The sequence below is a fragment of the Frigoribacterium sp. PhB160 genome, assembly GCF_003751785.1.
Lineage (GTDB): Bacteria > Actinomycetota > Actinomycetes > Actinomycetales > Microbacteriaceae > Frigoribacterium.
In genome coordinates, this window is sequence record NZ_RKIE01000003.1 from 116,096 (window position 1) to 140,794 (window position 24,699).

At 73.5% G+C, this 24,699-nt stretch carries 24 protein-coding genes; 11 read left to right on the forward strand and 13 right to left on the reverse strand.

The window, feature by feature from the left end:
* From EDF38_RS13555 to EDF38_RS13585, 7 genes are all read right to left on the reverse strand, one after another.
* Nucleotides 1-771, reverse strand: coding sequence for a VOC family protein (locus EDF38_RS13555; protein WP_123356282.1), 771 nt, complete (start codon nt 769-771; stop codon nt 1-3).
* Between the two features lie 111 nt (nt 772-882).
* Nucleotides 883-2,121, reverse strand: a complete 1,239-nt coding sequence (locus EDF38_RS13560; protein ID WP_123356284.1) for an ROK family transcriptional regulator — start codon at nt 2,119-2,121, stop codon at nt 883-885.
* A 22-nt stretch (nt 2,122-2,143) separates the two neighbouring features.
* Nucleotides 2,144-2,932 (reverse strand): carbohydrate ABC transporter permease, encoded by a 789-nt coding sequence (locus tag EDF38_RS13565; protein WP_123356286.1) that lies wholly within the window; start codon nt 2,930-2,932, stop codon nt 2,144-2,146.
* On the reverse strand, nt 2,925-3,893 hold the full coding sequence (locus EDF38_RS13570) for a carbohydrate ABC transporter permease (RefSeq protein ID WP_123357015.1): 969 nt from the start codon (nt 3,891-3,893) through the stop codon (nt 2,925-2,927). Before EDF38_RS13570 ends, EDF38_RS13565 begins: the two co-directional genes overlap by 8 nt.
* Before the next feature lie 25 nt (nt 3,894-3,918).
* A complete protein-coding gene (locus tag EDF38_RS13575; RefSeq protein ID WP_123356288.1) occupies nt 3,919-5,307 on the reverse strand; it encodes an ABC transporter substrate-binding protein in 1,389 nt (462 codons plus the stop codon).
* 171 nt (nt 5,308-5,478) lie between these two features.
* Nucleotides 5,479-6,051, reverse strand: coding sequence for a YdeI family protein (locus EDF38_RS13580; RefSeq protein ID WP_123356290.1), 573 nt, complete (start codon nt 6,049-6,051; stop codon nt 5,479-5,481).
* 105 nt (nt 6,052-6,156) lie between these two features.
* The gene (locus tag EDF38_RS13585) at nt 6,157-6,843 is read right to left on the reverse strand and encodes a hypothetical protein (RefSeq protein ID WP_123356292.1); all 687 of its coding nucleotides are present in this window, start codon (nt 6,841-6,843) and stop codon (nt 6,157-6,159) included.
* Between the two features lie 158 nt (nt 6,844-7,001).
* Between EDF38_RS13585 and EDF38_RS13590 the strand changes: the two genes are divergently transcribed.
* Nucleotides 7,002-7,670 carry a response regulator transcription factor gene (locus EDF38_RS13590; protein ID WP_123356293.1) on the forward strand — a complete coding sequence of 223 codons (669 nt, stop codon included), beginning with the start codon at nt 7,002-7,004 and terminating at the stop codon, nt 7,668-7,670.
* On the forward strand, nt 7,667-9,292 hold the full coding sequence (locus tag EDF38_RS13595; RefSeq protein ID WP_123356295.1) for a cell wall metabolism sensor histidine kinase WalK: 1,626 nt from the start codon (nt 7,667-7,669) through the stop codon (nt 9,290-9,292). Before EDF38_RS13590 ends, EDF38_RS13595 begins: the two co-directional genes overlap by 4 nt.
* Nucleotides 9,293-9,300: 8 nt before the next feature.
* Here EDF38_RS13595 and EDF38_RS13600 read toward each other — a convergent pair whose 3' ends face one another.
* Entirely contained in the window at nt 9,301-10,296 is a 996-nt protein-coding gene (locus EDF38_RS13600) for a hypothetical protein (RefSeq protein WP_148061498.1), read from the reverse strand.
* A 137-nt stretch (nt 10,297-10,433) separates the two neighbouring features.
* Between EDF38_RS13600 and EDF38_RS13605 the strand changes: the two genes are divergently transcribed.
* The gene (locus EDF38_RS13605; RefSeq protein WP_123356299.1) at nt 10,434-11,828 is read left to right on the forward strand and encodes an ATP-dependent RecD-like DNA helicase; all 1,395 of its coding nucleotides are present in this window, start codon (nt 10,434-10,436) and stop codon (nt 11,826-11,828) included.
* 16 nt (nt 11,829-11,844) lie between these two features.
* Here the strand turns inward: EDF38_RS13605 and EDF38_RS13610 are convergent, their stop codons facing one another.
* Together EDF38_RS13610 and EDF38_RS13615 are read right to left on the reverse strand one after the other, a co-directional pair.
* Complete coding sequence (locus EDF38_RS13610; RefSeq protein ID WP_123356301.1) at nt 11,845-12,501, reverse strand: heme oxygenase (biliverdin-producing); 657 nt, start codon at nt 12,499-12,501, stop codon at nt 11,845-11,847.
* 115 nt (nt 12,502-12,616) lie between these two features.
* Nucleotides 12,617-13,048 (reverse strand): DUF4383 domain-containing protein, encoded by a 432-nt coding sequence (locus EDF38_RS13615; RefSeq protein WP_123356303.1) that lies wholly within the window; start codon nt 13,046-13,048, stop codon nt 12,617-12,619.
* Nucleotides 13,049-13,125: 77 nt separating this feature from the next.
* Here EDF38_RS13615 and EDF38_RS13620 point away from each other — a divergent pair, with 77 nt between their 5' ends.
* A complete protein-coding gene (locus tag EDF38_RS13620) occupies nt 13,126-14,034 on the forward strand; it encodes a diacylglycerol kinase family protein (RefSeq protein WP_123356305.1) in 909 nt (302 codons plus the stop codon).
* Nucleotides 14,035-14,107: 73 nt separating this feature from the next.
* Here the strand turns inward: EDF38_RS13620 and EDF38_RS13625 are convergent, their stop codons facing one another.
* A complete protein-coding gene (locus tag EDF38_RS13625; protein WP_123356307.1) occupies nt 14,108-14,476 on the reverse strand; it encodes a hypothetical protein in 369 nt (122 codons plus the stop codon).
* Nucleotides 14,477-14,677: 201 nt separating this feature from the next.
* Between EDF38_RS13625 and EDF38_RS13630 the strand changes: the two genes are divergently transcribed.
* Complete coding sequence (locus tag EDF38_RS13630; protein WP_123356309.1) at nt 14,678-14,884, forward strand: hypothetical protein; 207 nt, start codon at nt 14,678-14,680, stop codon at nt 14,882-14,884.
* 43 nt (nt 14,885-14,927) lie between these two features.
* Here EDF38_RS13630 and EDF38_RS13635 read toward each other — a convergent pair whose 3' ends face one another.
* Nucleotides 14,928-15,923, reverse strand: coding sequence for a helix-turn-helix domain-containing protein (locus tag EDF38_RS13635; RefSeq protein WP_123356310.1), 996 nt, complete (start codon nt 15,921-15,923; stop codon nt 14,928-14,930).
* A gap of 89 nt (nt 15,924-16,012) precedes the next feature.
* Between EDF38_RS13635 and EDF38_RS13640 the strand changes: the two genes are divergently transcribed.
* From EDF38_RS13640 to EDF38_RS13660, 6 genes are all read left to right on the forward strand, one after another.
* Nucleotides 16,013-16,507 (forward strand): glutathione peroxidase, encoded by a 495-nt coding sequence (locus tag EDF38_RS13640; RefSeq protein WP_123356313.1) that lies wholly within the window; start codon nt 16,013-16,015, stop codon nt 16,505-16,507.
* 193 nt (nt 16,508-16,700) lie between these two features.
* On the forward strand, nt 16,701-17,246 hold the full coding sequence (locus EDF38_RS13645) for a MarR family winged helix-turn-helix transcriptional regulator (protein WP_123356315.1): 546 nt from the start codon (nt 16,701-16,703) through the stop codon (nt 17,244-17,246).
* A 279-nt stretch (nt 17,247-17,525) separates the two neighbouring features.
* A complete protein-coding gene (locus tag EDF38_RS13650) occupies nt 17,526-19,703 on the forward strand; it encodes a hypothetical protein (RefSeq protein WP_123356317.1) in 2,178 nt (725 codons plus the stop codon).
* A gap of 196 nt (nt 19,704-19,899) precedes the next feature.
* On the forward strand, nt 19,900-21,360 hold the full coding sequence (locus tag EDF38_RS13655) for a polysaccharide biosynthesis tyrosine autokinase (protein ID WP_123356319.1): 1,461 nt from the start codon (nt 19,900-19,902) through the stop codon (nt 21,358-21,360).
* Nucleotides 21,357-22,583 carry a lipopolysaccharide biosynthesis protein gene (locus tag EDF38_RS15960; protein ID WP_158613380.1) on the forward strand — a complete coding sequence of 409 codons (1,227 nt, stop codon included), beginning with the start codon at nt 21,357-21,359 and terminating at the stop codon, nt 22,581-22,583. Before EDF38_RS13655 ends, EDF38_RS15960 begins: the two co-directional genes overlap by 4 nt.
* Nucleotides 22,580-23,683 carry an EpsG family protein gene (locus EDF38_RS13660; RefSeq protein WP_158613381.1) on the forward strand — a complete coding sequence of 368 codons (1,104 nt, stop codon included), beginning with the start codon at nt 22,580-22,582 and terminating at the stop codon, nt 23,681-23,683. The genes EDF38_RS15960 and EDF38_RS13660 overlap by 4 nt, the downstream gene beginning before the upstream one ends.
* Nucleotides 23,684-23,699: 16 nt before the next feature.
* On the opposite strand, the gene EDF38_RS13665 is transcribed toward EDF38_RS13660, so the two are convergent.
* Nucleotides 23,700-24,569 (reverse strand): NAD(P)-dependent oxidoreductase, encoded by an 870-nt coding sequence (locus EDF38_RS13665; protein ID WP_148061499.1) that lies wholly within the window; start codon nt 24,567-24,569, stop codon nt 23,700-23,702.
* Nucleotides 24,570-24,699: the final 130 nt, after the last annotated feature.

The window sequence follows — 24,699 nt, forward strand, 5'->3', positions numbered from 1 at the left end:
TCAGGCCGCCGTGACGGCGTGCACGAGCCCGTCGGGGTCGACGTGCAGGTCGAGGCCGGCGGCGCTCCCGACCCGGACGGCGTCGGACGGGGTCGTCCCCTCGAACTCCACCGCGAGGAAGCCGGGGGCGGTGAGCTGCGGCTCGCGCCGTCGCTTGTCGGCCTCGGCGTAGGTGAAGACCTCGAGCGACGTGTCGCCGTCGCGGAAGTACGCGATCTCGAAGCCACGAGGGTCGCTCGGCTGGTGGATGCCCGCCATGAGGTCGAAGCCGACCTCGCCGAGGTACATGGCCGTCGCGTCGAGGTCGTGGACGGTCTCGGCGACGTGGTCGAAGCGGGGGCGTGCGGGGTCACCCAGCGCCCAGTCCCGCTCGACGGCCTCCCGGTCGTGCACCTCGTGGTACTGCAACGGGCCCTCGACGAGCTCGAGCAGCGTGCCGTCGGGGTCGTAGAAGAACGTGATGCGCACGTCCCCCTCGGCGTGGATCGGCTCGAGCTGGAAGGGCACCGCGTCGGCGTGGAGCCGGTCGACGAGGGCGTCGAGGTCCGAGACCCGGAAGCCGACGTGGCGGAAGCCGGCCTGCAGGTCGTCGGGGTCGAACGTCGACGCCTCGGGCCGCGGGACGCGCACCAGCCGCAGCTCGGCCGTCACGGCGTCGAGGACGGCGGAGTCGTCGTCGACCTCGACGACCTCCACCCCGAGGTGGCGGCGGTAGAAGTCGACTGAGCGGGAGATGTCGGCGACGTTGATCAGGACGGAACGGATGGCCATGGGCCACTCCTCTCGGTGGGGCGTCGGAGGCCGCGGATCGACCTCGACTTACTTGATGACGTTCAGTTAGGTAGTCGGGACAGCCGTCGGCACGGCATCACGCAGACCAGGTCAGGCGGGGAGGACGGCCTCTGCGCGGCCTGCGCGGGCGTGCGGGGTGAGGACGTGCTGGAGGGCCAGCGACGCGGCACCGACCGCGGCCGCGTCGAGGCCCGGGTCGACGAGCGTCACCTCGACCTCGTGGAGGCTCCGGGTGCGGGCCAGTCGGGAGCTCTGCTCCTCGATCTCCCGCACGTAGATGTCGCCCGCGTCGGCGAACCCGGGGCCGGCCAGGTAGACGCGGCCCAGGTCGAGCAGGTTCACGACCGAGAGCATCGCGGCGGCGACGTAGCGCGCCGACCGCGTGACGACGGCGGCGCAGCGCTCGTCGCCCCGGGCCGCCGCGCGGGCGATCGCGTCGAAGTCGTGCCGGAGGTGGCCGTCGTCGCCGGACAGCTCGAGCTCGAGCCGCAGCGCCGGGTCGGCCATCGCCTCGGCGACCATGGCCCGGGGGCCGGCGACCATCTCGAGGCAGCCGCGCGAACCGCACCAGCACTGCCGGCCCTCGAACTCGACGACCATGTGGCCGATCTCGCCGACGTTCGACGAGGCGCCCCGGGCGACCGCGCCTCCGGTGACGAGGCCCAGGCCGAAGCCGTTCGACATGTAGAGCGTCGCGAAGTCGTCCCCCGCCGACATGCGCCCGGCCCAGAACTGGCCGAGGGCGGCGCAGGCGGCGTCGTTGTCGCGGACCACGGGCAGGCCCATGCGCGACCCGAGCGCCTCCTGCACCGCGAAGGAGTCCCAGTCGTCCGTCGTGAGGGACATGCGCTCTGCACCGGCCCCCAGGTCGAGGCCGGCCCCCGCCACGCCCACGCCCACGACGTCGGCCGTCGGGATCGCCAGCTCGGCGAGCAGCGCCTCGAGCTCGTCGGCGATGCGAGCGACGACGGCGCTCGGGGCCGTCTGCCCGATGCCGGTCGAGACGTGGTGGCCGATCACCCGGCCGCCGAGGTCCGCGACGACGTAGGTCAACCGGGCGTCGTCGAGGGACACGCCCACGGCGTACCGGGCGTCGGGGTTGAGCTCGAGGAGGCTGCGCCGCTTCCCGCCCGTGGCGTCCCCGTAGCCGGTCTCGACCACGAGGCGGTCCTCGATGAGCGACTTCACGATGCGGGTGATCGAGGTCGGGGTGAGACCCGACATCTCGGCGAGCTCGATGCGGCTCACGGTGCCGCTCGACCGGACGAGGTCGAGGACGGCGCTGCGGGTGTTCTGCGACGAGGGCCCGAGCCGACGGACGGTGGTCATCGGGGGTCCTCCCAGCACGGCGTCACTTGATCGCCCCGGCCGCCATGCCTCGCTCGAACTGCTTCTGCAGGGCGATGTAGGCGACGATCGTCGGGATGGCCGTCACGACGGCCGCGGCGAGGATCTTCGGGGTGTCGTCATTGTACTGACGACGGAAGAACTCGGGCAGGAGCGTCACGACGCCCATGTCGTCGTTGACGAGGAAGACCTTCGGCAGCAGGTAGGCGTTCCACGCGTTGATCAGCACGAGCACGATGAGCGCCACGGCCATCGGTCGGGCGAGCGGCACGAGGATCGACCAGAACATGCGCCAGGAGCCCGCGCCGTCGAGCCGCGCCGCCTCGAACAGGGTGTCGGGGATGCCGTCGACGTATCCCCGGGTGATGAGGACGGTGAACGGTATCTGCAGGGCCGCGATGGGGAGGATCACCGCCCAGAACGTGCCCAGCAGGTCGAGGCGCACGGCCGTGGCGTAGAGGGGGGCGATCAGCACCACCTCGGGGAGGGTGAGCGCTGCCATCATGAGCCAGAAGTAGACCTCCTTGCTGCGCACGCGGAGCTTCGAGAAGCCGAACGCGGCCGCGAGCGTCGCCAGGTAGATGATCACGATCGAGCCGCCGGCGACGATCGCCGAGTTGAGGAAGAAGCGGGCGAAGCCCGGCACGGCCAGGACGGCCGCGTAGTTCCCCCAGCCGGAGCCGGCGAACGACCTCGACACCATGGCGTAGATCGGGATGACGAACGGCACCATCGCGACCGTGACCACGAGCTGCAGGAGGAGCTTCGCCCTCAGGGACCGGGTCTCAAACATCCGGCACCTCCTCGACGAGCGGGGTCCGTTCGCGGCTGCGTCGCTGGATCACCAGCGAGACCGAGACCGCGATGACCAGCAGGATGATCGACAGCGCCGCCGCGTAGCCGAGGTTGCGCGACGAGCCCGCCGTCTCGGCGTAGATCATCGTGCCGAGGAACTCCGACGAGTGAGCCGGGCCGCCCTGGGTGATGAGCCAGACGTTGTCGAAGAGCTTGAGCGCCGTGATGAAGTTGAGGATCGCGAGCGACACCGTCACGGGCTTGAGGTTCGGCATGACGACCGAGAACAGCAGCCGGAGGTTGCCGGCACCGTCGATGCGGGCCGCCTCGAGCATCTCGGGGTCGACCTGCGCCATCCCCGCGTAGTAGAGGATGAAGCCGAATCCGATCGAGCCCCAGCAGCCGACGAGCGTCACCACGAGCAGCGACGTGGTCGACTGGCCGATCCAGCCCTGCGCCAGCGAGCCCAGGCCGACGGCCTCGAGGATGCGGTTGACCGTCCCGTCGGTCTGCCAGACCTGGATCTGTGCCGGGGCCAGGGTCGCCGGGGCGACGACGACCGGGATGACGACGATCACCTTGTAGACGTTCGCCAGGAAGATCTTCGAGTGCATCGCGGCGGCGAAGAGCATGCCGCCGACGACCTGCACGACGAAGACGGCGACGAAGTAGACGCCGGTGTTGCGCACCGCCGTCCAGAAGGTGCGGTCGGTGAGCGCCTCGACGTAGTTGTCGAGGCCCACCGCGGTCATGCGCGATCGGCCCCCGGCCCAGTCGAAGAACGACAGGTAGCCGGAGTACACGATGCTGTAGTAGATCAGCCCGACGGAGATGACGAAGCCGGGCAGGATCCAGACGAGGCCGCCGGGCACCAGGCGCGAACGCCTGCGGCGGGGCGCCTCGGGGCGAGGAGCGGGGGGCCGGGAGGCGACGGGCGCCGCCTCCCGGGGAACGGTCACGGTCACGATGAGACGACCCGCCCGCTCAGTCGCTGCCGACGTCGCTGGGCTCCGCCGAGTCCTGCAGCTCGGCCGCGATCTCGTCGATCGACGCGTCGGACGTGGGGTCGAGGACCCGCTGGATGGCGAGCACGATCGCGTCGAGCGTCGCCTCCGAGGTCTGGTACTGCCGGGTCTGCGTCGTCGACGAGCTGTCGGTGATGAGCTGCTCGATCGCGGGTCGCTGGACGGCGTCGTCGACGAGCGAGATCGACGACCAGTCGGGTGCCACGCCCTGCAGCGCCGGGATGAGGTCGAGGGCGTTCGCCACGTTCTGCTGCCCCGCCTCGGTCATCGACATCCACGACACGAAGGTCTTCGCCGCCCCGATGTTCGGCGAGTCGGCGTTGATGGCGAGCCCGTAGTCGGCCTCTCCGAAGTACTCGGACCCGTTGCCCTTCCCGGCGACGTCCGGGAACGCGGCGGGGAGCTGGGTGAAGCAGGTCGGGTCGCTGACGCCGGCGGCCTCCATGGAGGCCTTGCACGACTCGGCGCCCGAGTACTGGGTGTACCAGAAGCCCATCTGGACCATGGCGGCGTCGCCCTTCATGAACTGCTCGTTCGCGAGGGGGTACTGCGTGCCGTCGAGGGCGTCGGGGGCGATGATGCCGTCGTCGCGCATGTCGGAGATGATCTGGAGCGTCTCGACGCCCGCCGGGTCGTCCCAGTTCGCCTCGCCCGTCGCCGCGGCGATGAAGAAGTCGGGGTCGACCGAGTTGGCGATCGAGTGGAACATCTCGCTCGGGAAGGTGTCGGCGCCGCCGGCGCCCATGGTGAAGCAGGTCTTGTCGATCGCGGCGACCGCCTTGCACGTGTCGACCCACGAGTCGTAGTCGACCGGCACCTCGGCGCCGGCCTCGTCGAGGACGTCCTGGTCGACCCAGAGGTAGCCGGCCGCCATGCCGCCGAGCGGCGCGGAGACCAGGCGACCGTCGGAGTCGCGCAGCTGGTCGACGTAGCCCTCGCCGTACTTCGACTCCCAGTCGGCCCCGAGCTGGTCCTCCGCGAGCGACGACAGGTCGATCGCGTAGGGACCCCAGAGGTCGGGGGTGCCGCCGGCGGGCGAGAGGACGAACACGTCGGGGCCCTCGCCGGAGTCGAGGGCGGGCGTGAGCGTGGTGCGGTAGTCGACGTTCTCGAAGTTCTTGTAGGTGACCTCGATGTCGGGGTGCTCCTTGTTGAACTCGGCGATGTAGCGCTCGGCGACGGGGGTGTCGGGCGTGTAGCCCCACCACGTCACCTCGCCCGACTCGGCCGCGGGGACGGAGTCGCCGTCGTCGCTGCCGCCGCCGCTGCTGCTGCAGCCGCTGAGCACGAGGGCGCTCGCCCCCACGAAGACCGCCGCTGCGGTCAGGTACCTGGACTTCTTCGTCATTCTCGTCGCCTTTCAACACGCCGTCGTGATGGAGCAGGAGGGAAGAGCGTCACCGCGCCGTGGTGAGCGGCGGGGTCCGACCGTCAGGCGGCCGCGAGGCGACTGTAACCACGACGAGGGTCGTCAGGCAATACTTACAAACAATTTGTTACGAAGTTGTCCCGGGCCCGGCTAGCGGTAGTGGTGCTCGCCGCGGGCGGCGGCGGCGACCACGTCGGCGATGCGCGCGGCCCGCGTCTCGGGGCGCTTCAGCGCCGCCAGGCGGAAGTAGACCCGGAACTTCTCGGTCTTGCTCGTCGACTCCCAGAACGCGGCGGCGACCGGGTCGGCGTCCAGCGCGGCCCGGAGGTCGGGCGGGGCGACCGCGTCCTTCTGACGGTAGGCCGCCTCCCACCGTCCGTCGGCCTTCGCGCGCTCGACCTCGGCGAGGCCCCCGGCGCGCATCCGGCCCTCGTCGACCAGCCGGGCCACGTGCTCGCGGTTCACCTGCGACCAGACGCTCGCCCGCCTCCGCGGCTGGAACGCCGTCAGCATCCAGTCGTCGTCGACCCGCTGCCCCTGCCCGTCGATCCAGCCGAAGCAGAGGGCGACGTCGAGCGCCTCCGACCAGGTCATGCCGGTGACGTCTCGCCCCTTCTTGCGCAGCAGCAGCCGCACGCCGTCGACGTGCGCGACCGTCTCGAGGTAGTGCACCCACTGCGGCTCGGTCAGGTGCAGGGCGGGCTTGTCGGCGAGGGCGGCCATGGCGCGAGGCTAGCGCGCGTCGCGTGTCCACGGACCGTCGCCCGACGGCGCCTCCGGCGACGGTCCGTGGACACTCGCCCTCGCGGGCGAAGACGGCGAGCGCCGTCAGCTGCCGGTGGGGGCGTCCTCGACGGGGGCCGTCGGGGCGTCGCTGGGCGGGGTGGGGGCGTCCGTGCCGGGCTCCGGCGCGTCGGCGGGCGGGGTGGGGGCGTCGGCGCCGGGCTCGGGCAGGGCACCCGCGGCACCGGGACCACCAGCGGCGGGGCCGCCCGCCGCAGGGCCGCCAGCTGCAGGCCCCTCCGCGCCGGGCGCGCAGCCCGGGGCGGGTGCACCCTCGGGCGGCGTGGCCGGGGTCGCGCCGTCCTCGCCCGGCGCGGCGGGCGGCGTCGGCGCGCTGCCGTCGGCCGCACCCGGGGTCGGGGCCGTGGTGCTGCCCGAGGCGTCGTCGGTCGCGGGTGCCGACGACGAGGCCGACGGCGACGAGGTCGCGGCGGCGCTGAGGCTCGAGCCGCCGCTCGCCCCTCCGGTCGACGCCGCGACGGCGGCGCCGCCCCCGACGAGGGCGAGGCCGGCCGCGGCGACCCCGAGCGTCAGCACGAGGCGCTTCGAGCCGCGGCGGCGGGCCGCGGCGGGGTGGGCCTGCTCGGTGACGGGCAGCTCGCGGGTCGCGTCGTCTCCGCCGAGCCGCTCGTCGCGGCCGGCGTCGCGGCCGAAGGCGTCGCGGCCCGAGCCGTCGCGGCCGGCGTCGTCGCTGTCGGGGCGGTCGAACGGGCTGTGGTCGTTGCTGGTCATGGTCGTCTCCTGACGGGTGGTGGTGACGCGGACCCCTGTCCGCTGCTGGTACGACCCTCGGGAGCGCACCTGAAGCCCCGCTTAAGTCGCCGGGCCGTCCAGCGCTTCCATAGGGTCGGCACGGCGGCGGCCCATCCCGTGGCCGTACGGTCACGCCGGTGATCCCTCCCGCCCGCGTCCTCGTGATCGACGACGACCCCGCCCTGCTCGCCTCCGTCGTCGCCGCCCTCTCCGCCGAGGGCTTCGCCGTGCGCGGCCTGCCCGACGGCGAGGGCCTCGCCGAGGCGCTCCGCTCCGTCGCGCCCGACCTCGTCGTGCTCGACTGGATGCTGCCCGGCGCGAGCGGCATCCGCCTGGCCGCGACGGTCCGCACGACGAGCGACGCGGCCGTCGTCATGCTCACCGCCCGCGACGAGCTCGACGACCGCCTCCGCGGCTTCGCCGAGGGCGTCGACGACTACGTGGTCAAGCCGTTCTCGATCGCCGAGCTGGTCGCGCGCGTCACCGCCGTGCTCCGTCGCCGCGGGCGCGTCCCCGCCGTCATCGAGGTGGGCGACCTCGTGCTCGACCCGGAGGCGGCGGTCACCACCCGAGGAGGCGTCGCCCTCGACCTCACCGCCACCGAGCACCGCCTGCTGGCCTTCCTCGCCGAGAGCCGGGGGCGCACGGTGTCGAAGACGCAGATCCTCACGCAGGTGTGGGGCTACGACGACTACGACCCGAACCTCGTCGAGGTGCACCTCAGCTCGCTCCGCAAGAAGATGGAGCGCGAGGGGCCGCGCCTCATCCACACCGTCCGGGGCATCGGCTACCGGATGAGCGCGTGAGCCCGGTCGCCCGGCCCGCCGCCCGCGACCGGGACGGCGCCCGCGACCCGGCCGCCGTCCCCGACGGCACCGCGGCCCTCGCCACCGGGTCGCTCCGCGCCCGCACCGTCGTCGCCGTGCTCGTGCTGCTCGCGCTGCTGCTCGTCGCGCTCGGCGTCGTGGTGCAGGCCACGCTGGGCCAGCGGCTGCGCGGCCAGGTCGAGGAGCGCCTCCTCGACCGGGCCTCGGCCGCCGCCGCGCTGGTCGGCACCCTCGACGCCGACGACCTCGCCGACCGCCTGTCGGCCCAGGGGCTGTCGGTCGTGATCGACGACCCCGACGGCGGGTCGGTCGTCGCGGGACCGACGCCCGACGAGCTGCGGGCCGGGCCGCCCGCGGTGGGCGCCGAGCTGCCGCCGGCGCCGGGACGCGCCACGGCCGAGGCGGGACCGGGCTCCGGCGAGGCGGGCGACGCCTCCTCGACGGGGTCGCCCGCGGCCGACGCCACGGTGACCGTCGCCTCCTCGAGCGTCAGCTCGGACGACGAGGTGACGACGCTCGTCTCCCAGCTGAGCGACGGCACGACCATCACGCTGACCACCGACTCGAGCTCGGTCGGCGAGACCCTCGCGCAGCTGCGGTGGGTGATGCTGACGGCGTCGGCGGCGTTCCTCGTGCTGGCGGCCGTCGGGCTCGTGCTCGTCGTGCGGGCCACGCTGACGCCCCTCGACCGCATGACCCGCCTCGCGCGCTCGATCGCGGCCGGCGACCGGGGGCGACGCCTGCGGCCGGCCCGCACCGGGACCGAGATCGGCCGCGTGGCCGTCGCCTTCGACGAGATGCTCGACGGGGTCGAGGGCGCCGAGCGCGCGGCGGTCGAGGCCACGGGCGTCGCGGTCGCGGCCGAGCAGCGCATGCGCTCGTTCGTCTCCGACGCCGCCCACGAGCTGCGCACCCCGGTCGCGGGCATGCGCGCCGCCGCCGACACCCTCGTGCGGTCCGACGTCGACGCCGGCCCCGAGGAGCGTCAGCGCCTGGCCGCCCACGTCGTCCGCGAGGCCGAGCGCGCGTCGCGGCTCGTCGACGACCTGCTGCTCATGGCCCGCGTCGACCGCGGCCTCGAGCTCGAGCTCGCCCCGGTCGACCTGGAGGCGCTGGCCGGCGAGGTCGTCGAGGTCCAGCGCCTGCGCCGACCGTCCCTCGACCTCCGCGTGGTGCGGCGCGGTGCAGGCGGCGCGGGAGAGCCAGGGCGCGGCTCCGCCGTCGTCGCGGCCGACTCCGGCCGCCTCGCCCAGGTGCTCGGCAACCTCCTCGACAACGCCGCCCGCGCGACCGGCGGGCGCGGCCACGTGGCCGTGACGATCGACGCCGACGACCCGCACGCCGTGACCCTGACGGTCGCGGACGACGGCCCGGGGGTCCCCGCCGCCGACCGCGAGCGCGTCTTCGACCGGCTCGTGCGGCTCGACCCGGCCCGGCGCACGGGCGACGGCGGCGCGGGGCTCGGCCTGCCGATCGCCCGCGGCGTCGCGCGGGCGCACGGGGGCGACCTCGTGCTGGCGGGGCCGGAGCACGCGGACGGGAGCGGCGCGGCGTTCCGGCTGACCGTGCCCCGACGGCCGTCGCAGCCCGCGCGGTCCTGACGGCCCGCCTAGCCGAACGTGATCTGGTCGTCCGGCGAGATGGTCATGTCGTAGCTGACGGTGAAGGGGACGTCCTCGTCGATCGTGTACGGCACCCCGTCGAAGAGGGACTGCGCCTCGACGACGAGGTGGGCCGTGCCGGGCACGTCGCGCACGAGCCACTGCCCCGGCGTCGACGACGGCTCGACCACGAGCTGCGGGTAGTCGACCATCGACCAGGTCGGCGTGCCCGTGACGCGGTCGTCGACCTGCCGTCCGAACGGGCAGCCGGCCGGCAGCAGCACGGTCTGCGGCACGCAGGAGTCGTCGAGCTGGTCGTCGAGCTGCTGCTGCAGCTCCGCCGAGAAGGAGGCGCGGGCCACGGTCGCGACGGTCGCCGACGAGCTCGCCCCCACGCTCAGCACCGACGCCTCGACGGCGGGCGCCTCGAGGTAGGTGCTGCTGTGCGACAGCTCGAAGCGCGACGGCGCGAGCACCTCGAACCGCGTGGCGACGTCGCCCCCGGCGGTCGTGACCGAGCGGCCGTCGACCGTGAAGCGGGAGTCGTGCTCGGGCGTCACCGCGAGGATCGCCGTGGGCGCCTGCGCGAACCGCCAGGCCCGGAAGACCCCGAACCGCGTGCCGGCCCGCTGCACGACGAACTGCGACTGCGCCGGGACGCCGTCGAGCGTGTAGCCGAGGGTCACGGTGCGGGTGCCGTCGCCGAGCTCCAGCTGCGAGAGCTCGCGCACGTCCTCCAGGCCGCCGAGCGAGGGGACGTCGAGCAGGGCGTCCTCGAGCTCGTCGGTCTTCTCCACGCCCGCGAGGGTGAGGGCGCTCGACGTGTCGCCTCGGTCGACCGCGTCGACGTAGCCGCGGGCGAAGCCGCCGGCGCTGTAGACCGTGGCGTTGAGGGCGGCGACCGTGACGACGAAGCCGACGACGACGAGCAGGGCCGCGCCGCCCCAGACGGCGACCGTGGGCCAGCGCGGAGCGGCTCCCCGCTCCCCCACAGCAGAGGACATGTCCACAGCTTAGGTCGGCCGGGTCACGGGGAGCCGTGGACCCGGGGAGGCGCGGGTAGATTGTGTCTGTCACCGCGCCTCCTCGAGCCCCTCGGTGGCCTGCCGTGACCACCTCTCCCGAAAGGCCCGCCGCGCCCGTGTCCGTCGCCCTCTCCGCCGAGCAGCAGGCGGTCTTCGACGCGATCGAGCACAGCCGCGAGCACATCTTCGTGACCGGCCGGGCGGGCACCGGCAAGTCGACGCTGCTCAACCACCTGTCGTGGAACACCTCGAAGCAGGTCGTCATCTGCGCGCCCACCGGGGTCGCGGCCCTCAACGTCGGCGGGCAGACGATCCACTCGCTGTTCCGGCTGTCGATCGGGCTCATCGCCGACCACGACATCGAGCAGAACAGCGAGCTGCGCAAGCTGCTCAACACCGTCGACACGCTCGTCATCGACGAGGTCTCGATGGTCAACGCCGACCTGATGGACGCGATCGACCGGTCGCTGCGGCAGGCGCGCCAGCGACGCTCGGAGCCGTTCGGCGGCGTGCAGGTCGTGCTCTTCGGCGACCCGTACCAGCTGCCCCCGGTGCCGGGCGACCTGGAGGAGAAGGCGTACTTCCGGGACAACTACCGGTCGATGTGGTTCTTCGACGCCCACGTGTGGGAGGAGGCGTCGCTGCGCATCTACGAGCTCGCGTTCATCCACCGGCAGACCGAGGGCGACTTCAAGGAGATGCTCAACGCCGTGCGGCACGGCCGCGTGACGGCCGAGATCGCGGGCGCGCTGAACGGCGCCGGCGCGAGGCCCGCCCCGACCGACGGCACGGCGATCACGCTGGCCACGCGCAACGACACGGTGACCCGCATCAACAAGGTCGAGCTCGAACGGCTGCCCGGGCGGCTGCTGACGGCGCGGGCCGAGATCAGCGGCGAGTTCGGCGGACGGGCGTTCCCCGCCGACGACGCCCTCGAGCTCAAGCCCGGGGCACGGGTGATGTTCCTCCGCAACGACTCGGAGCAGCGTTGGGTCAACGGCACCACCGGCACCGTGACGAAGGTGCGCGACACGGTCTTCGTCGAGGTCGACGGAGAAGAGCACGAGGTGCAGCCCGCGGTGTGGGAGAAGTACGCGTACTCGTGGTCGGCGTCGACGAAGCAGCTGAAGAAGGACGTCGTGGCGGAGTTCACGCAGTTCCCGCTGCGGCTGGCGTGGGCCGTGACCATCCACAAGTCGCAGGGCAAGACGTACGACAGCGCCATCGTCGACCTCGGCTCGCGCGTGTTCAGCGCGGGCCAGACCTACGTCGCGCTGAGCCGCATCACGGCGCTCGAGGGGCTCTACCTGACCCGCCCGCTGCGCCCGGCCGACATCATCGTCGACCTCGACGTGCGCCGGTTCATGAGCCAGGCGACGCGGGTGCCGGCGATCCACGCGGCGGCGGACGCCGCGGGTGCGGGTGCGGACGCTTCGGCTCCGAGCGCTGGTGCGGGCGCCTCGGGTGCGGGCGCCTCGGGCGCGGACGCCACCCCTGCCGCCGCGACCTAGCCGCGGGAGCCGGGCGCTACGCCGCAGCCGCCTCGGCCTTCGCCGCGGCGAGCGCCACGAACAGCTCGGTGCTGAACCGGTACGCGACGACCACCTCGTCGAGGAGCCGTTCGCGCGCCTCCGGCGACCAGTCGACCGCGTCGAGCTGCCGGCGGTAGACCGACTTGAACTCCTTGGGGCGGGCGATCTCGGCGAAGAGGAAGAACCCGACCCCGTTCGTGTCGAACCCGAACTGCCGCTGCATGAGCGACCGCACGATCTGGCAGCCCGACAGGTCGCCGAGGTACCGCGTGTAGTGGTGGGCGATGAAGCCGCCGACCCACTCCGACGCGCTCTCGATGCGGGCGACGTAGTCGGCCGTGACGGGCAGCGGGCGCACGAGCGACCGCCAGTCGTCACCGAGGAGGAACTGCAGGTCGGACTCGATCGCCGGCAGCCGCGTCAGCGCCGGCGAGAGGAACTGCTCGGCCACGGCGTCGCCCTGCCACCGGGCCGCGACGCGCTCGAGCGACTCGTAGACGAAGAAGTGCTGCGCGAGCATCTGCACGTAGTCGCCGCGCGTGCCCCGACCGGTCAGCAGGTCGGCCATGAACGAGCAGCCGTCGTCGCCGGTCACGGCCTGGGCCGAGGTGCGCTCTCGCAGGGCCTGCGAGAAGGGGATGACGACGGACATCGTGCCCCTCCGATCAGTTAGGTGACCCTAACCCTAGCGAGGGAGGCGCGGGATGGCCACGGTCGCGCCCCCGAGTTCGCCGAGAAGACGGGATGGAGCGAGCCCCCGCGGAGGCTCAGCGGCGGCGGCGCTCCGCCCCGACGGCGGTGAGCACGAGCAGCCCGCCCGCGACGAGGTGGGTGATGTCGTCGCCGAGGTTGAAGGCCAGCAGGTTGAGCTCGGTGTCGCGCACGATGAACCCGAGCACGCCGAACACCACGAAGACGACGCCGACGGTCGCGTTGAGGGCGCGGGCCGAGCCTCGGTTCGACGCTCCGCCGAGGATCAGCGCGGCCCCCGCGAGCAGCCAGACGACGACCAGGGCCGGGTTGACGTTCCACGGTCCGAGGCGCCCGCCGGTCGTGTCGAAGAACGCGCCCATGTTCTCGGTGAAGAGCGCGACGGCCCCCAGCAGCAGCACGACCGTGCCGATCGTCAGGCCGAGGGCGCGGTTCGGCGACTCGCGGATGGTGGGCTCGTAGGCGGCGGGGGCGGTCGTCGTGGTCATCCCTCGATCATGCCAGGTGCGGCGGAGACGCGACCCGGCAGGGCACTCCCGGGGAGGCGCGGTGCCATCATCGGGGGATGCACCCGCTCCGCGTCGTCGTGGCCGTCAACCCCTCCGCCTCGGCCGGGGGCCGCAGCGGCGTCGGCGCGCAGGTGGTCGACGCCCTCGCCGCGGCGGGCCACGACGTCGTGCCGCTCCGCGAGCCGAGCCACGAGGCCCTCGTCCGCGCCGCGACCGCCGAGCTGGCCCGGGGCGCCGACGCGCTCGTCGTCGTGGGCGGGGACGGCATGCTCAACACCGGCGTGAACCTCGTCGCCGGGACGGACGTGCCGCTGGGACTGGTGCCCTCGGGCACGGGCAACGACATGGCCCGGGCCCTCGGGGTGCCGCACGACGACGCGGAGGCCGCCACGCGCCTCCTCGTGGCGCAGCTGGCGCAGCCGCCCGTGGCGATCGACGCGGCCCGCGTGACGCACGCCGGCGGCACGACCTGGTTCGGCGGCACGCTCTCGGCGGGCTTCGACGCGCTCGTCAACGAGCGCACGAACCGGCTGCGCTGGCCGAAGGGCCGTCGGCGCTACGACCTCGCCCTGCTGATCGAGCTGGTGCGGCTGAAGCACCTCTCGTACCGGCTCGAGCTCGACGGCGTCGCCCGCGAGGTGCAGGGCACGCTCGTCACGGTCGGCAACGGGCAGTCGGTCGGCGGGGGCATGCGCGTGCTGCCGGGCGCCCGCCTCGACGACGGGCTGCTCGACGTGCTGATCGTCGAGCGGCTGACGCGGCTGCAGTTCGTCGGCCTGTTCCGGCGCATGTCGGCGGGCACGCACCTCGCCGACCCCCGGGTGCACGTGCACCGGGTGCGCCGCGTGGTCGTCGAGTCGGACGACGTCGTGGCCTTCGCCGACGGCGAGCGCGTCGGGCCGCTGCCGGTCACGGTCGAGGTCGTGCCGGGCGCCTTGCACGTGCTCGCGCCGATCGCCCGCTGACGCGACGCCCTCCGGCGACGCACGACGCACGACACACGACGCCGCCGCGCCGGCACCGGGACCGTCCGCGTCGCTACCCCTGGTGCGGGTCGAAGTCGTGGGGCCGGAACGCCTCGCCGTCGAGGTCGGGCGAGACGTCGGAGGCCTCCGGCGTGCTGCGCGGCCGCGGCGCGCTGATGCCGCCCAGGCGTGCCCGAAGGTCGGCGACGAGGTCGTCGTCGACGATCTCGGGCCCCGACCACAGGCTCTCCGACGTGACCATCTGGCTCGCCGGGCCGAGCAGCACCTGGATCCGCTGACCGGCGCCCTGCTGGTCGACCGCCGGCACGTCGACCGAGTCGGACCGGCCCGACATCGCGAGCTCGCGGGCGTAGTCCATCAGCGCCTCGGCGATGGCGTCGCCCGTGACGATCACGTCGTCGGAGTAGTGGATCCTCTTCACGTCCTGCTCCTCGTCTCTCGGCCTCGCTCAGCACGGTACGCGCGGCGAGGGCCGAGGGACGGCCGGAGGCGCTGCGTTCGCAAAGCGGATGCCGACTCGACCCCGATCACCTGGGTTTCGTATCCTGGACAACGACCGCGACGGAGCGGGCACCCGACCACCGGGACGAGGCACGGCACGACCTCGGGAGAGCGAGCAGGCATGACCCCCGGCGACGGCGACAGCAGCTACGTCTCGGACCCCGCGACGACGCCCGTCCACATCGCGGGGTACCCCAAGCGACGACCGGCCGGCGACGACGGGACGAACCGGCGGACGCGGGGCTCGGCCCGCGGCGCCGGCGCGGGTGCCGGCCCGACCTACGACGACTTCTTCGTCGACGAGGGCAGCAGCGAGTCCGGCACCTGAGGGACGGTCGCCGGCCGACGCACGACGCCAGGCCGCGCAGCGCTCAGCGGCGCTGCAGCGTCTCGCGCGGGTACTCGCCGAAGCGGCGCACGTAGGCCGCGCTGAACCGGCCCAGGTGCGCGAAGGCCCAGCGGCGGGCGACGTCGGCGACGCTCGTGACCTCGGGCGAGGCCGCGCGCAGCTCCTCGCGCACGCGGTCGAGCCGCACCGCGCGGAGGTACTCCGTCGGCGTCGTCTCGAGGTGCCGGGCGAAGGCCTGCTGCAGGCCCCGAGCGGTCAGGCCCGCGTGCCGGGCCACGTCGGCCGTCGTCACGGGCAGGTGCGCGCTCGCGTGCACGAACTCGACCGCCTGCCTCAGCGACGCGTTCCGGGGGACGAGCACCGCCTCCGGCACGGGGGTCGAGGCGTGGGCGAAGGTGTCGAGCAGGGCACGGGCGACGGTGCGCGCCGTCTCGGCGCGGAGCAACGGCGAGACGTGGCCGGTGAGCGTCGTCCGGGCGACCTGTCGCATGACGAGGTGCCAGGCCCGCAGGTCGGCGGGGTCGACCGGGGCGGCGTGGTCGAAGACCACGGTGCCGGGCAGGGCGCCCTCGCGCTCGGCCGCGACGGCGTCCAGCACCCCGTCGTCGACGTGCACGAGGTTCTGCTGGAAGTCGGCGAACGAGAACGAGAACGGCCGACCGGCCGGGAACACGACGGGCTGCCCGGGCACGACCTGCACCTCGTCGCGGCCGAGGTCCATCACGCCGCGGCCCCGGCTGACCCACTGCACGACGTGCTCGCCGGGCGGCTGGATCGTGCCGCGGATCTCGCCCGAGAACCTCGACGTGCGGAGCGTGAGCGACGCGTCGCCCACGGCGGTGTGGCGGTACGCGAAGTCGAGCTCGGTCCGCTCGGCCACGACCCCGGTGCCGTGGTACCCCCGGGCAAAGAACGACGCGGCCTCGTCGGGCTCGTGGCCCTGCGCCTCGATGCGCACCGTACCAGCGCCCGTCTCCTCCATCACGGTCGAGTCAACGACGAAGGAGGCGCGCGCCACAACTCGACACGAGGGGGTTGACGAGGGGGTCGCCGCCGTGCATCCCGGGGCCCGGCTCGCTGTCGGCCCGGGCGCGTACCGTCAGGCCCATGAGCGCACTGGACGACATCGACCTGACCACCCTCCGCGGCGAGCACACCCGCTTCGGGGCCTTCACCGAGGGCGTGGTGCTCGTCGTCAACGTCGCGTCGCGCTGCGGCCTCGCGCCCCAGTACGAGAAGCTCGAGCAGCTGCAGAAGACCTACGGCGACCGCGGGTTCACGGTCGTCGGGTTCCCGAGCAACCAGTTCCTGCAAGAGCTCGGGTCCGCCGAGGCCATCGACGAGTACTGCTCGGCGACCTGGGGCGTGACCTTCCCGATGATGGAGAAGGTGCGGGTCAACGGCCGCTCGGAGCACCCGCTCTACACCGAGCTGAAGAAGACGCCCGACGCCGACGGCAAGGCAGGCAAGGTGAAGTGGAACTTCGAGAAGTTCGTCGTGACGCCCGGCGGGCAGGTGCACCGGTTCCGTCCGACGACCGAGCCCGACGACCCGGCGATCGTCGCGGTGATCGAGGGCGCGCTGCCCGCGGCCGCCGATTAGCGGGAGGCGGGACTCGGCCTGAGGGGACGTCGGCCCCTCGTCCCTCCAGCGCAGGGGTGGAAGCCAGGATGGACGTCGCCCAGTAGTGGGGGTAGCTTGACGATCAAGATGCTTGTTGACTGAGCATCACGGTCGTCCAGGGACGGATGATCGATCACACGGGCCCTGACCCCGCCCACGAACCGGAGAACCGATGACGACCACCGCCACGGACGGCACCACCACCCTCGACCCGCTCCTCGACGGAGACGACGACACGTCGACCGAGACCTCGCCGCGCGGCCCCAGCAGCGACCCTGAGGCCGACCTCGAGAAATTGCTCAACTCGTTCCGCCTGCTGGTGCTGCACCACTCGCGGGTACTGGGCCACCAGGGCGCCGAGTACGGACTCGGCGCGACCGACATCCGCTTCCTCGCCTACGTGTCGGCAACCGGCGACGCGGTGACGCCCAAGCGCGCGGCCGAGTACCTCGAGCTGTCGACCGGGGCCATGACGAACCTCGTCGACCGCCTCGTCGCGAGCGGGCACCTCGACCGCAAGCCCAACCCGGCCGATCGCCGCAGCGTGATCGTCAGCCGCACAGCGAAGGGCGTCGAGGTGTCGCTCGCCATCGGGTCGGTCTACCGCGAGTCGTTCCGGGAGGCGTTCGCTTCGCACCAGTGGCGAGACCTGGCCGACGGCTTCCTCGACCTCGGCGCGGCGCTCGACCGCAACGGCGCCCTGCCCGACGAGGCCTGACGCCCTCGGTCCCAGGACCAACCCCGCAGCCGCCAGAGGCCCGGGCCCGCATCAGCGGGCCCGGGCCTCTGGCATGCCGCAGCGCCGGGAGGCTCGTTCGTTGACAATCGTGTACTTCGCGTTTAGTATTTCAGTGCATCGCTCGAGTTCGTCGCTCGAGATCGCCATGCCCCCTCCTGATCAGCGTCGGTCGTCTCGCCGCGCAGGACGCGGACGACCGGCCACCACGCCCGCTCGGGAGGGCGAGCCCACCCCCGATTGGAAGGTCACACCGTCACCATGACGCCTCAGAGGAACACCCCCTCCTGCCTGGCCCGCTTCGGCGCGCTCGGCCTCGCCGCCGCCACCGTCGTCACCGGACTCACCCTGAGCCCGACCGCCCCCGCCGTCGCCCAGCCCGCACCGTCCGCGACGCAGGAGGCACCCGCCGAGGCCCCCGCCTCGCCGGCCGCCAGCACCCCCGTCGACGTCTCCTCGTCCACGCCCGTCGAGGTCACCGACGAGGCCGACCTCGCCGCCCCGACGATCACCAGATCGACGTCGTACACCAACGCCGCCGGTCAGACCGTCTACCGCTACGAAGGCACCGGCGTCGCCGGCGCCACCGTCCAGCACGGCCCGAGCCGCGCCTCCTGGCAGGACGGCGCAACCGTCGGCAGCGACGGCACCTTCACCGTCGAGACGACCCGCATCCCGGTCGGCGAGCAGAAGATGGAGCTCCGCCAGAAGCTCGACACCCAGGCCTCCGCCAAGATCGAGGTCGCGATCGCCGACATGGTCGCCGAGCTCCCCCGGGTGGCCGTCACGAAGTCGACGTCCTACACCGACGCCGCCGGTCAGACCGTGTACCGCTACGAAGGCACCGGCGTCGCCGGCGCCACCGTCCAGCACGGCCCGAGCCGCGCCTCCTGGCAGGACGGGCCCACCGTCGGCAGCGACGGCACCTTCGTCCTCGAGACCACCCGCATCCCGGTCGGCGAGCAGAAGATGGAGCTCCGCCAGAAGCTCGACACCCAGGCCTCCGCCAAGATCGAGGTCGCCATCGCCGACATGGTCGCCGAGCTCCCCCGGGTGGCCGTCACGAAGTCGACGTCCTACACCAACGCCGCCGGTCAGACCGTGTACCGCTACGAAGGCACCGGCGTCGCCGGCGCCACCGTCCAGCACGGCCCGAGCCGCGCCTCCTGGCAGGACGGCGCAACCGTCGGCAGCGACGGCACCTTCACCGTCGAGACGACCCGCATCCCGGTCGGCGAGCAGAAGATGGAGCTCCGCCAGAAGCTCGACACCCAGGCCTCCGCCAAGATCGAGGTCGCCATCGCCGACATGGTCGCCGAGCTCCCTGCCGTCACCGACCTCGCGGGCTCCACGACGATCAACCCCGACGGCAGCCGGACCCACCGGTACACCGGCAAGGGCGTCACCGGCGCCGCCGTCGCGATCCGCCTCGGCGGCGGCGACTGGACCCCCGCGTCGGCCACCGTGGTCGACGGCACCTTCACCTTCGAGACACGGCTCACCGCCACCGAACAGACCCCGCTGCAGGTGCGGCAGTTCTTCGCCGGCCTGGTCTCCGCCGGAGTCGTCGCCCCGCTGCCCGTCGAGGAGAACGTCTCCCTGCCCTTCGTGATGGAGTCGCCCCGCACCGGCGACACGTTCACCCCCGGCACCGCGACCTTCGAGGGGACCGGCACCTCCGGCTCGACCATCACCGTCACGCCGCAGCGCGGCCTGGCGCCCGTGACGACCACCGTCAAGGAGAACGGACGCTGGTCGGTGACGAAGTCCCTCGGCAACGGCACCTACGTCCTCGACATCACCCAGACCAGCCCCACCGGCGCTCCCCAGGGCGCCATCCACGCCTTCGTCTACGCACCCACCGGCATCGACGTCGAGCGGAACTTCGAGATGATCACGCCCCGGGTCGGCGACACGTTCACCCCCGACTCGTTCGTGCACTTCGTCGGCCAGGGCACCCCCGGCGCCACGATCACCCTCAAGCCCCAGGGCGGCCTCGCCGAGGCCACCACGACCGTCCGGGCGGACGGATTCTGGACCATCCGCCGCGGCATGGGCAACGGCACCTACACCCTCTCCGTCACCCAGACCGTCGGCGGCGTCGTCACCGGAACCCCGATCACCGGCTTCGTCTACGGCCCCACGGCGGGCGGCGACCCCATCACCCGCGAGTTCGCCGTCACCAGCCACCGGAGCGGCGACACCTTCCCGGCCGACACGACCGTCACGATCCGCGGCACCGGCACCCCCGGCGCCACGGTCACGCTGAAGCCCCAGGGCAACCTCGCCGAGAGCACCGCCCTCGTCGACCGGGACGGCTACTGGGCAGCCCCCCGCGGCATGGGAAACGGGGCCTACAGGTTCGCCATCACCCAGATGCTCGACGGTGAGGTCATCGGCACCCCGATCACCGACTTCGTCCTCACCCCCGCCCGCTGACGCCAGGCACAGCACCACACGGCCGGAACGACGCTCCCGGCACCACACCGAGCCCCGGACCGCACCCAGCGGCCCGGGGCTCGGTGTGCCCCGGCGAGGATCGAGCAGCGAAGGGCAATCTGGTGATGTCGCATTCGAAATGTTAGTATCATCGCGTCCCTGACCTTCCTTCACATCCCGAGAACCGAGACTGCCTGTGACCTCCTACCTCACCGCCGTGCGGCGTCACGTCGTGCTCGTCCTCGTCGGAGTGCTGCTGGGCACCACGTTCGGGGCCGTCGCCAGCGCCGCCTCCGTGCCTCTCTACAGCTCCACCACGACGCTCTTCGTCAGCGTCGGCAGCCGGGGCGAGGCCTCGTCGCTCGAGCTCGCCCAGGGGAGCACCGCCGCCCAGAACAAGGTCGTCACCTTCGTGGACGTCATCCGCACGCCGGGGGTGCTCGGCCCGGTGATCGACCGGCTCGACCTCGACACGACGCCGACCGAGCTCGCCGGGCGAGTCTCGGCCGAGAACACCTTCGGCACCGTGCTCATCGACGTCTCGGTCGACGACCACGACGCCCAGACCGCCGCCGACATCGCCGACGAGATCGGCGTCGTCCTGGCCGAGGTGGTCACCGAGACACTCGAACGCCCGAGCGACGGATCGCAGAGCCTCGTCCTCATCACTCCCGTCGAGCCCGCCGAGGTCGCCGTCGTCCCGAGCACCCCCGGCCCGCTCGTCGTCGTCGGGGTCGCGGCCCTCGCCGGGCTCGTGCTCGGCCTGCTGGCGGCGGTCGTGCGCAGCGGTCTCGACACGCGCCTCCACGACGACGCCGACGTCGCCCGGGTGACCGACGCGCCCCTGCTCGGCGCCATCGACTTCGACCCGGCGTTCTCCGCCGCGCCGCTCGCGGTCGCGACGCACCCGCAGGGCCCGGCGGCGGAGGCCTTCCGCACGCTCCGCACCAACCTCTGGTTCCTCGAGTCGGCGCCGGCGGCCGGCTGCCTCGTCGTGACCTCGTCGCTGACCGGCGAGGGCAAGACGACGACCACGGCGAACCTCGCCCTGGCCCTCGCCGAGAACGGCTCGAGCGTCGTCGTGGTCGACGGCGACCTGCGCCGACCGCGGCTCGCCGAGGTGCTCGGCGTCGAGGGGGGAGCGGGCCTCACCGACGTGCTCATCGGCCGCGCCGACCTCGACGACGTGCTGCAGCCCCGCGGCGACCGCCCCCTCAGCGTGCTCGCGTCGGGAGCCATCCCGCCGAACCCCAGCGAGCTGCTCGGCAGCGAGGCGATGCGGTCGCTGCTCGACCAGCTCGCGTCCCGGTTCGACCACGTCCTCATCGACGCCCCGCCGCTGCTGCCGGTCACCGACTCCGTGCTCCTCTCGCGGCTCGCGCGAGGGGCTCTGCTCGTCACCGCCTCCGGCCGCGTCACGTCGAGCCAGCTCGAGTCGGCGACCCGATCGGTCGAGACCGCGGGCGGCACCGTGCTGGGCGTCGTGCTGACGATGACGCCGCGCACCAGCCGCTCGACCTACGACTACGCCTCCGACCCCGCGGGGGAGGCGCCCGCCACGCGAGCCCGACCGGCCCGCCTCCCCCGACGTGGACGCCTCGTCCCGGCCCGTGCCCGCCGCCGAGCGACCGCATCCGGCCCGAGGCGACGCGCGTGAGCCGCGCCGCGCACCTCGTCGCGACCGGCGTCGCCCGCTACGCGGGACAGCTCGGCTCGTTCGCCCTCGTGGCCCTCGTGCTCGGACCCGACCCGGCGGGCCGCTACGCCCTGGCCCTCGCGGTCACGGCCCCCGTGTTCGTCGTCGCCGGGCTCGGTCTCCGGCCCGTCTTCCTCACGATCTCGCCGCGGGTCGACGCCCGCGACGCCGAGCGGCTCCGGGTCGGCGCGTCGGCCGTGGCCCTCGTGGCGACGATCGCGATGGCCGTCGCGGTCGCCGACCCCTCGACCGCCCTGCTCGTGTCGGTCGTCGCGGCGTCCAAGGCCGTCGACGCCTCCGCCGAGCTCTGGTCGGCCTTCCTCCAGGCCACCGACCGTCACCGACGCCTCACGGCGAGCACCGCCGGGGCCACCGCGGCGCAGGTCGCCGCCGTCGGCGTCGCGCTGGCCGGGGGCGCGAGCGTCTCGGGAGCCGTGGCGGCGGGCACCGGCGCCGTGCTGCTCGTGGTGGCGACGAGCATGCGACCGCGGGGCGGGGCCGACCCGCGCCTCCTCGGCTCCGGGACCCGGAGCGGCAGCGTGCGGCGCCTGGTGACCGCGGGTCTGCCGGCCGGCGTCGCGGCAGGCGTGGCGACCCTGGTCACGACTCTGCCGCAGTACACGCTGGGCCAGACCGCCGCGCCCTCCGACGTCGCCGAGCTCGCCCTGCTGCTCTACGTCGTCGCGGGCGTGCAGATCGTGCTGAACGGCTTGTCGCAGGCCTGGATCCCGGAGGCGCGGAGCCGCCACGAGACCGCCCGCCTCACCGCCCGCCACCTCGCCGCGACCACGCTGCGGTGGTCGGCGCTCACCGTGCCCACGGCCGTCGCGGGCGCGGGGCTGACGGTCGTCGTCATGCCCCTCGTGCTCGGCCCGGGCCACGCCCCCGGGCTCGCCGAGCTCGTGCCGCTCGTCGTCGCCGGCTCGCTCTCGGCCGCGATGTTCTGCGGCACGACCGCGCTGACCGTGCAGAACCGCTACGCCGCCTCGCTCGGCGCCAGCGTGGCGACCGTGCTCGTCGCCGGAGCGGCCGGGCTCGTGGTCGTGCCGGCGCACGGCGTGCCCGGGGCGCTCTGGGTGACCGCCGCCGCCATGGCGACCCGCGTCGTGGTCGCCGGGCTGCTCGCGACGGTCGGAGCGGCGGACCGTCCGGCCCGGCACCGCTCTCAGGGGGCCGGCGCGTGACCGCCGTCCTTCTCCTCGTCGGCCTGCTGACGGTCGCCACCGCGGTCGCCCCGGTCCTCGCCCGACCCGGCACCGTGCTCGAGGCCTGGCCGGGCGCCGTCGCGCCGCTGGCCGCCCTGACGGCGGCGACCGTCAGCTTCGCGGTGCTCGGAAACGGCCAGGTCGTCGACCGGCTCATCTACACCCGCGAGTTCCGAGTCATCGGCGGGGCCGACCTCGTCGACGCCTTCTCCGCGCGGCTCGGCACCGGCGGCGAGCCGCTCTACGTCGCGTTCCTCTGGCTCGTGAGCCGGGCGGGCACCGACAGCACCGCCGGGCTGTACACGGCGGTGGCGCTGGTGTCCGTGGCGGCGTTCGTGGCCGGGACGCGCCTCCTCGTCGGGTGGTCGCGCGTGCCGTACGTGCTGTTCACGGCCCTGGCGATCGGCTTCTTCACGGCCTACGCCGGGCTCATCGTGCGGCAGGGCCTGTCGCTCGCAGCGCTCTACGTCGGCGTCTGCCTGGTGCTGCGCGGCTGCCGATGGTGGACCTGGGCCGGCGCGTTCGCGGTGGCGAGCCTGTTCCACTGGTCGGCGGCGTTCGTCGTCGTGCTGATCTCGCTCGTCGTCGTGACGCGCCTGTCGCTCCGCACGGCGATCGCGGTCTGGACGGTCGCCGCAGGCCTCTTCGTGACGGGGCTCCAGCGCGCGCTGCTCGAGCCGCTCGCCGTGCTCGTGCCGGCGGTCGACGGCTACACCGGCAGCGCCGTGACCCACCAGTACGGCGGGTCGAACCGGCTCGACTTCCTCGCGTTCAGCGCGGTGTTCCTCCTCGCCGGGCTCGTGCTGCGGAGGGTCACGACCGTGCCCTCCTGGTACGACACCCTGCTCGTCGTCTACGCGGCGGCGAACACGTACTTCCTGGCCTTCGGGTTCATCGCCTACGCCGACCGCCTCGCCGCGTACTCGTGGTACCTCGCGCCGCTGGTCGTCGCGGTGCCGCTGTTCGGGCTTCGCGGCCGGCTCGGACCGATCGTCGTCGTGCTCGCGACCGCGGTGCTCGTCGTCGCCGGGCTCGTCCGAGGGCCCTTCGCGCCGCTGCTGGGGCTCGCGGAGTGGTGAGCGGGGCGTGGCATCCCTAGCGAGCGTCGGCGGCCACCGCGTCCGCGACCCCGCGCGGGGCGAACCCGAGCACCCGCCGCGCGAGCGACACGTCGGCGCACGACCAGCTGGCGACCGGCTCGGCCTCGACCCAGTGCAGCTCGTGCCGTACGCCGAGCGCCGCGACGAGCCCGCGGTTGCTGACCGCCTCCCCCGAGCCGACGTTCACGACGCCCGGCAGCTCGTCGCCGGCCTCGACCACGGCCGCGACGAGGGCCGCGACGTCGTCGCCGTGGACGTAGTCGCGCACGAACGAGTCGAGCCCGGCGAGCGCGACGGGCGCCTCCGGCGTCGAGGCGAGGAGGCGCGTCACCAGCGAGCGCCGGAACCCCGGCCCCCACGCGTTGAAGATCCGCAGCGCCACCGGCCGCACGCCCCCGCCCGCCGCGAGCCGGGCGGCGACGCCCTCCTCGGCGGCGAGCTTGAGCTCGGCGTAGCGACTGCCCGGGGCGGGCGGGGCGGTCTCGTCGGCGGGAGTGCGGCGCGCGTCGCCGTAGACCGCCGAGGTGGACGGCACGACGAGCGTGCGGCAGCCCACGGCGTCGGCGGCGTCGTAGAGGTCGAGCACGGCGTCGACGGTGACCCGGCGGGCCGTCTCGGGGTCGGAGTCGCACTCGGCGGGCGAGACGCCCGCGGCGACCACGACGGCCGAGGGCCGGGTGTCGGCGAGCACCGCGGCGAGCGCCCGGCGGTCGGTCAGGTCGGCCACGACGTCGACCCCCGGGGAGGCGCGGCGCGCGACGCCCACGACGCCGTGCCCCCGGGCGCGCAGCCGGCCCGCCACCGCGTGGCCGAGGCCTCCGCGCACGCCGACGACGACCACGGGGCCGTCCGGTCCCTCGAGCATCAGCAGCACTCCTCACCTCGGCGCGACCGAGCCCGCCCAGGCTATCCGCTCGGGCAGCGGAGCCGACTCTTGTTCATCTTGACGGTGAAAGCTAAGATATCAACTCTAGATGAGCCATTCCCGCTCGTCA